The following is a 6,451-nucleotide window of genomic DNA, read 5'->3' on the forward strand; positions in this document are numbered from 1 at the left end:
GCCGAAGGTGTCCGGCCGTTGCCGACTTCGGCTTGTCAGGGTGACGCCTGGTCGTGCCGGCCATGAAGACGCCGAGGACGAGGTCCGGCGGACAGGCGGGCGGCATGGACCTCGAGCCGTGTCGCCGTACGGGCCCTGGGGGCTTGCTTCAGACCGTCGGGCGCTTGGCGCGGGCGGTGAGGCGTTCCCAGTTGCGGTGGCCGATGTCGGCCTTCTGCTCGTCGGTGAAGGGCGAGTTCTCCAGGAAGGAGCGGGCTTCACCGTTGCTGGTGTCGACGTAGGGGAAACCGCCGGGGCGGAAGCCGTAGGTGAAGGGGTAGTCGGTGGAGTAGAGCATTCGGTCGGTGCCCATCACCTCGGCGGTCCAGCGCAGGTAGCGGGGGCTGTTGGTGCCGCTGCCGGCGACCCAGAAGTTCCGCTTGAAGTAGTCCGCCAACGGCTGGCGCAGGCGGCCTGCCTCGCCGAAGAAGCCGGTGTGGTCGAGGTAGAACAGCGTGACCTCGCCCCAGTGCCCGGCGATCACCTGTAGGTCGGGGAACCGGTCGAAGACTCCCGAGAAGATCATGCGCAGGTACTGGACTCCGAGGTCGTAGTACCAGCCGAGCCCGGCTCCGGCCAGGACGGGGCCCATGGGCTCGGGGAGGTCGGAGTAGTAGGCGTCGATGACGGGCTGAACCGGTGTCTGCGGGTGGAAGTGCAGCGGCACGGCCAGCCGCTCGGCCATGGCGTACAGCTCGTCGTTGTCCGGGTGGTCGGCCAGCTTGTCCCCGGTACGCCCGTACAGCATGGCTCCGGGAAAGCCCAGCTCGCACACGGCGCGCTCCAGTTCGGCCGCGGCCGCGGCCGGCGACTGGGTGGGAATCGCGGCGAACGCCTGGAAGCGGTCGGGCCGGGAGGCGACGATCTCGGAAAGCTGGTCGTTGGCCTCGCGGGCCACCGCGACCGCGTCGGCCTCGGACAGGTCCTGCACACCCGGGGACGACAAGGAGAGCACGGCGACGTCGATGCCCTGGTCGTCCATGTGGGCCAGCCGCCGCTCGCCGACCTCGCGCAGGTTCTTCGCGACGGGGTTGTCGCCGAAGCCGCGGGCGGGGATCCGCGGCGACCCGGCCCGCCGATACGCCTCATGGACGGCCGGTACGACGACGGTCTCCTCCACCCCGATGATCCGCAGACGGTCGGACATGACGGTTCTCCTCGCATGGGCGTTCTCAGTGGGACTCGCCGAACGATACCATCGATATTGTCGCTGGAATCGCAAGAGTGATATCAATGATATTGCCCCGTTCCGGCCCCGACCCGCCTGCCAGGGCGGGAAGCCGCGACCCGTTCGCCACCTGGGCGGCCTCTCGCACCGCCGGGCTCCGACCACCCGCTGTTCTTGGCTGTTCGGGTCGCTTCCCTGCCTGACGATCCGTCAAGGAACTGAAGGGACGGCCCCGCGCTGCACCCGACCGGTCCCAGCGGCGCCTTCCGGGCTCCTGCCGCACACCTGCGGGCCGCGACCAAGGACACCGAGGGATCGGCGCGCCGAGGTCGCGCAGGGTGCGCTGCCTGAGCGGGGAGGGCCGAGCCCTGTTTCTCGCGGAGTCCGCGGCGCTCGGCCTGTTACTGGGCCGGCGAACAGTGAGTGAGCGCGTACGGGATCACCTGATGCGCGCGGCGGCCATCCGCCGGCCGGCGACGGTCGGTGGGGCAGTGGTGCGGGGTGGCGGGCGTCGACCTCGCCGCCCCCACCGGGGGTCGCGCGCCTGGCGGCACGGAAGGGGGTGGGGAGGCGGGGCACCCCCGGCCGAAGGCCGGGGGTGGGTGGATGCTCCGGACGGTGCGGCCTATGGGTGTGCGGTGTCCCGGGGCCCGACACGTACCGCCCGCACCGACGAACCCGCGCGGCCCGCACTGACCGCGCGCCCGGGCGCCGGTGGGAGGGCGGGAAAGGCCCACCACCACACACACCCCGCACGACGGGGGCAACGCCCCCTACGCGCTCGGGCGCCCCATGGCGCGGAACGTCCACCCGGCCTCACGCCACCCTGCCGGGTCCAGCGCGTTCCGACCGTCGATGACGTGCCGCCCGCGGGCCACCGCGCCGAGCGCCTCCGGATCGAGCTCCCGGAACTCCCGCCACTCCGTCAGGTGCAGCACGACGTCGGCCCCGCGGACCGCCTCCAGGGCGCTCGGGGCGTATCCGAGCGTCGGGAAGACGCGCCGCGCGTTCCCCATCGCCTTGGGGTCGTACACGGTGACCTGGCCGCCCTGGAGATGGATCTGCCCGGCGACGTTCAGCGCGGGGGAGTCCCGCACGTCGTCGGAGTCGGGCTTGAAGGCCGCGCCGAGCACCGCGATCCGCTTGCCGAGGAAGCCGCTGCCGCCGCAGGCCTCGCGGGCGAGCTCGACCATGTGGGCGCGGCGGCGCATGTTGATGGAGTCGACCTCGCGCAGGAACGTGAGCGCCTGGTCCGCGCCGAGCTCCCCGGCCCGGGCCATGAAGGCGCGGATGTCCTTGGGCAGGCAGCCGCCGCCGAAGCCGATGCCGGCGCGCAGGAACTTCTTGCCGATCCGCTCGTCGTGCCCGATGGCCTCGGCGAGCTTCACCACGTCCCCGCCGGCCGCCTCGCTGACCTCGGCCATGGCGTTGATGAAGGAGATCTTCGTGGCGAGGAACGCGTTGGCCGCCGTCTTGACCAGTTCCGCGGTCGGGTAGTCCGCGACGACGAAGGGCGTGCCCTCGCCGACGGGGGTCGCGTAGATCTCGCGCAGCAGCTTCTCGGCGTGTTCGGAGGCGACGCCGACGACGATGCGGTCGGGGTGGAGGGTGTCCTCGACCGCGAAGCCCTCGCGCAGGAACTCGGGGTTCCACGCCAGCTCCGCCCGGTCCCCGGCGGGGGCGAGCTCGGCCAGGCGGGCCGCCAGCCGGGCGGCGCTGCCGACCGGCACGGTCGACTTGCCGACGACGAGCGCAGGCCGCTCCAGGTGGGGGGCGAGCGACGCGAAGGCGTTGTCGACATAGCTCATGTCGCAGGCGTACTCGCCGTGCTTCTGGGGGGTGTTCACGCAGACGAAGTGGACGTCGCCGAAGGCGGCGACCTCCTCCCAGGAGGTGGTGAAGCGCAGCCGCCCGCTGGAGTCCGGCAGGCCCGCGACGTGGCGGCGCAGCAACTCCTCCAGACCCGGTTCGTACATCGGCACGCGGCCGGCGGAGAGGGTCTCGATCTTGGCGGGGTCGATGTCCAGGCCCAGTACCTCGAAGCCCAGCTCGGCCATCGCAGCGGCGTGCGTGGCGCCGAGGTAGCCGGTGCCGATCACGGTGAGCTTGAGCGCCATGCCGAGGGTCCCTCCCAGGTCGAGGCCTGATTGCGATGTTGAGCATAGCCCCGGGCGGCGTTCCGGTTCCCCCGGTGCGGGTACGGAAGACGGCCCGGGAATGGCCACGGCACCGTCCCACGCGCCACAATGCCCCCGACGCACGCGTGGGGAGCGGGTGCGCATGATGGGGGTGAACGATGACGACAGCGGATCCGGTCGGCCACGAGAAGGCGTCGGTCGCGGAAACGGAGACGGACGCGGCGGCGGGGAAGGCGGCGGACCCGGCCCGCAGGAGGCGGGGCCGCGCCCGGCGGGTGCTGCTCGGCGCGCTGGTCCTGCTGGCCGTGGGGGTGCTGGGGGTGGCCGGGAGCCTGTGGTGGGCGGTGGACCACTACACCGGCAAGGTGGACCGCATCCCCAACGTCTTCCCGACGAACGTGCCCGAGAGCGAGCAGCCGCAGGCCGCCAAGGGCGGTGAAACGTTCCTCCTGGTCGGTGTGGACGCCCGCTCCGACCTGCCGACCACCGGCCGCGACGCCCAGGCCCCGGAGTGGAAGCGCGGCGCCCAGCGCAGCGACACGATGATGCTGGTGCACCTGCCGGCCGACCACAAGCACGCGTACGTCGTCTCGCTGCCCCGCGACAGCTGGGTCTCGATCCCGGGGAACGGCAAGGCCAAGCTGAACGCCGCCTTCTCCTGGGGCGGACCGCCGCTGCTGATCGACACAGTGCAGCGGCTCACCGACGTGAAGGTGGACCACCTCGCGGTCATCGACTGGAGCGGCTTCAAGACCCTCACCGACGACATCGGCGGCGTGGACCTGGCCGGGAAGCACATGAACGGCGAGGAGGCCCTGAAGTACGTCCGCGAGCGCTACAACCTGCCGCGCGGGGACCTGGACCGCACCCACCGCCAGCAGGCCTTCCTGCGCGCGGTGATCGCCAAGACGCTGACCAAGGACGCGATGAGCAACCCGGTCAAGGCCAAGGAGCTGCTGGACCGCGTCACCGGGGTGGTCAGCGTCGACGACCGGCTCTCCGACGGAGCGCTGCGCGACCTGATGTGGAGCATGCGCGGGGTGCGCGCGGGCGACATGGTCTTCATGAACGCCCCGGTCGGCGGACTCGACATGATCAAGGGCCAGTCGGTGGTGCTGCTCGACGAGAACGGCAGCGAGCAGCTGTGGGAGGCCATGCGCAACGACACGATGGCCGACTACGTGGCGAACCACTCCCTCGACCGTCTGGGCTCCTCCACGCCCTGAGACGGCAGGACGAGCGAAGGGGCCGGCCGGGCGCGTTCACCGCGCCCGGCCGGCCCTTCGGTCTTCTTGCTCTTCGCGTTGCTCTTCGCGCTCCTCGCGGGAGGTCAGGAGTCCGGCGCGACCGTGACCTTGTCGTCGTTCTTCAGCTCCGAGACGAGCTGCTTGACCTTCGGCATGTCCCACTTGAGCGCGCTGCCCACGTTGGTGCCGATCGAGCCCGAGGTCGGCATGTTCATCGAGACGCCGTCACCGCCGGAGACGCTCTTCATGGCCCAGAACATCGACGCCAGGTCCCACAGGCTCATGTCCTTGTCGACGATCAGCGTGTCCAGGCCCGCTCCCATGGTCGGGTAGAGCTTGAACGGGTTGAGGACGGTGCCCGGCGTGGCCGTCTGGCTCGCCAGCGCGGCGAGGAACTTCTGCTGGTTCTTGGTGCGACCCAGGTCGCCCTCGGCCTCCTGGTAGCGCTGGCGGACGAAGGCAAGGGCCTCGTCACCGTTCAGGGTCTGCTTGCCCTTCTTGATGTGCAGGCCCGAGTTCTTGTCGTCGATGTTGCGGGGGATGTCCAGTTCGACACCGCCGGCCGCGTCGACGAGGTTCGCGAAGCCGGCGAAGCCGATCTCCGCGTAGTGGTCGATGTGCAGGCCCGTGTTGTACTCGACCGTCCGGACCAGCAGCGTCGGCCCGTCTATCGCGTAGGCGGCGTTGAGCTTGTTCCTGCCGCGCGAGGGGAAGGTCTTGCCCGACTCGGAGCCCTTGAACTCGGGGATCGTCACATAGGAGTCGCGCGGCAGCGAGATCAGCGCGTTCCCGTTGTCGCCGACGTGCAGGATCATCATCGAGTCGGTGCGCTTGCCTTCGGCGGAGCCGGTGTGCAGCTGCTTCTTCTGCTCGCTGGACAGGCCCTCACGACTGTCGGAGCCGACGATGAGGTAGTTGGTGCCCTTGCCGGTCTCCGGGCGGTCTATGACCGTGTTCAGGTCCACCTCGCGGCGAACCTTGCCGTCCGCCCAGAAGTAGGTGCCGATCGACCAGACGGCGACCACGGCGACCAGGCCGACCAGGACGATCTTGACCCGCCGCTGGCGGCTGCCCGCGGGGGAGGTGCGGCCGCCGGTCGACGGCGGGCCGTAACCGCCGCCGCCGTAGCCGTCGTAGCCGCCGGCGCCGCCGCCCGGCCCCGCATGGCCGGGGACGCCGCTGCCGTACGCCTGCTGGCGCGGCACGCTGCCGGGAGCGGCCGCCGCACGGCGCGGGGACAGCTCGGGGGGCAGCGGAGGCTCGGAGACCTGCTGCTGCCGCTGGTTCCTGTTGTCGGACCAACCGTCGGGCCATGCGTTCATGTACCGCAGTGTGCCCTGCCGGGCGGCCCGTCAGGGCTTCCGTGGCGCTTCTGAAGCAGAGCTGATGCAAAGGTCACAGGACCGCGGCACCGGAGTGACCGACGGTGCCCGTGCGCTCTCATCCGGTGAGGTGCGTCGGGGAGTTGGTGTGCGTCTCGATCATCCCGGCGGCCTGTTCCAGCAGTTCGTGCGCCAGGTTGGAGCACGCGCGGGAGGCGGCGACGTCCTCCCCTATGCGCATGTCGGGCTCGTCGTGCGGATTGCGCCGGGAATAGCCGTGGCCCACCACGCCCGGGGCGCCGTCCCCGGTGAGCGAGGCGGTGCAGGCCGTGCGGTTGCCGTCCTCCTCCAGGGACAGCTTGATCGTCCACGTCTTCTCCATGGCGGATCACTCCTTGGACCTCGAGGACGTCGGCCCCTTTCTCAGCATCCGCCCGGCCCGGCCGCCGGGCAAGGTGTGCCCGGCGGCGCCTTCCCGCGGCCTCGCGCGCCCGCGTCGGGGAGGCCGCCCGGCGTGAGCGAGGCGCGGCAGTGCTG

General features: G+C 71.1%; 5 protein-coding genes. 1 reads left to right on the forward strand and 4 read right to left on the reverse strand.

The window, feature by feature from the left end; all coding sequences use genetic code 11:
- Positions 1 to 148: 148 nt before the first annotated feature.
- Together ACRWND_RS18620 and ACRWND_RS18625 are read right to left on the reverse strand one after the other, a co-directional pair.
- A complete protein-coding gene (locus ACRWND_RS18620) occupies positions 149 to 1,186 on the reverse strand; it encodes an amidohydrolase family protein (protein ID WP_431950718.1) in 1,038 nt (345 codons plus the stop codon).
- Positions 1,187 to 1,980: 794 nt separating this feature from the next.
- On the reverse strand, positions 1,981 to 3,324 hold the full coding sequence (locus ACRWND_RS18625; RefSeq protein ID WP_431950720.1) for a UDP-glucose dehydrogenase family protein: 1,344 nt from the start codon (positions 3,322 to 3,324) through the stop codon (positions 1,981 to 1,983).
- Between the two features lie 179 nt (positions 3,325 to 3,503).
- On the opposite strand from ACRWND_RS18625, the gene ACRWND_RS18630 reads away from it, so the two are divergent.
- A complete protein-coding gene (locus ACRWND_RS18630) occupies positions 3,504 to 4,571 on the forward strand; it encodes an LCP family protein (RefSeq protein ID WP_431950722.1) in 1,068 nt (355 codons plus the stop codon).
- Between the two features lie 104 nt (positions 4,572 to 4,675).
- On the opposite strand, the gene ACRWND_RS18635 is transcribed toward ACRWND_RS18630, so the two are convergent.
- Together ACRWND_RS18635 and ACRWND_RS18640 are read right to left on the reverse strand one after the other, a co-directional pair.
- Complete coding sequence (locus ACRWND_RS18635) at positions 4,676 to 5,914, reverse strand: LCP family protein (protein ID WP_431950724.1); 1,239 nt, start codon at positions 5,912 to 5,914, stop codon at positions 4,676 to 4,678.
- A gap of 118 nt (positions 5,915 to 6,032) precedes the next feature.
- Complete coding sequence (locus ACRWND_RS18640; protein ID WP_431950726.1) at positions 6,033 to 6,296, reverse strand: DUF1876 domain-containing protein; 264 nt, start codon at positions 6,294 to 6,296, stop codon at positions 6,033 to 6,035.
- Positions 6,297 to 6,451 lie beyond the last annotated feature (155 nt).

This window comes from Actinacidiphila sp. bgisy167 (genome assembly GCF_965342175.1).
Classification (GTDB): domain Bacteria; phylum Actinomycetota; class Actinomycetes; order Streptomycetales; family Streptomycetaceae; genus Actinacidiphila.

Excerpts from the sequence above, each read along its gene's own strand:
- ACRWND_RS18630 (WP_431950722.1), top strand. The coding sequence starts at position 3,504 with ATGACGACAGCGGATCCGGTCGGCCACGAGAAGGCGTCGGTCGCGGAA.
- ACRWND_RS18635 (WP_431950724.1), bottom strand. The coding sequence starts at position 5,914 with ATGAACGCATGGCCCGACGGTTGGTCCGACAACAGGAACCAGCGGCAG.
- ACRWND_RS18625 (WP_431950720.1), bottom strand. The coding sequence starts at position 3,324 with ATGGCGCTCAAGCTCACCGTGATCGGCACCGGCTACCTCGGCGCCACG.
- ACRWND_RS18620 (WP_431950718.1), bottom strand. The coding sequence starts at position 1,186 with ATGTCCGACCGTCTGCGGATCATCGGGGTGGAGGAGACCGTCGTCGTA.
- ACRWND_RS18640 (WP_431950726.1), bottom strand. The coding sequence starts at position 6,296 with ATGGAGAAGACGTGGACGATCAAGCTGTCCCTGGAGGAGGACGGCAAC.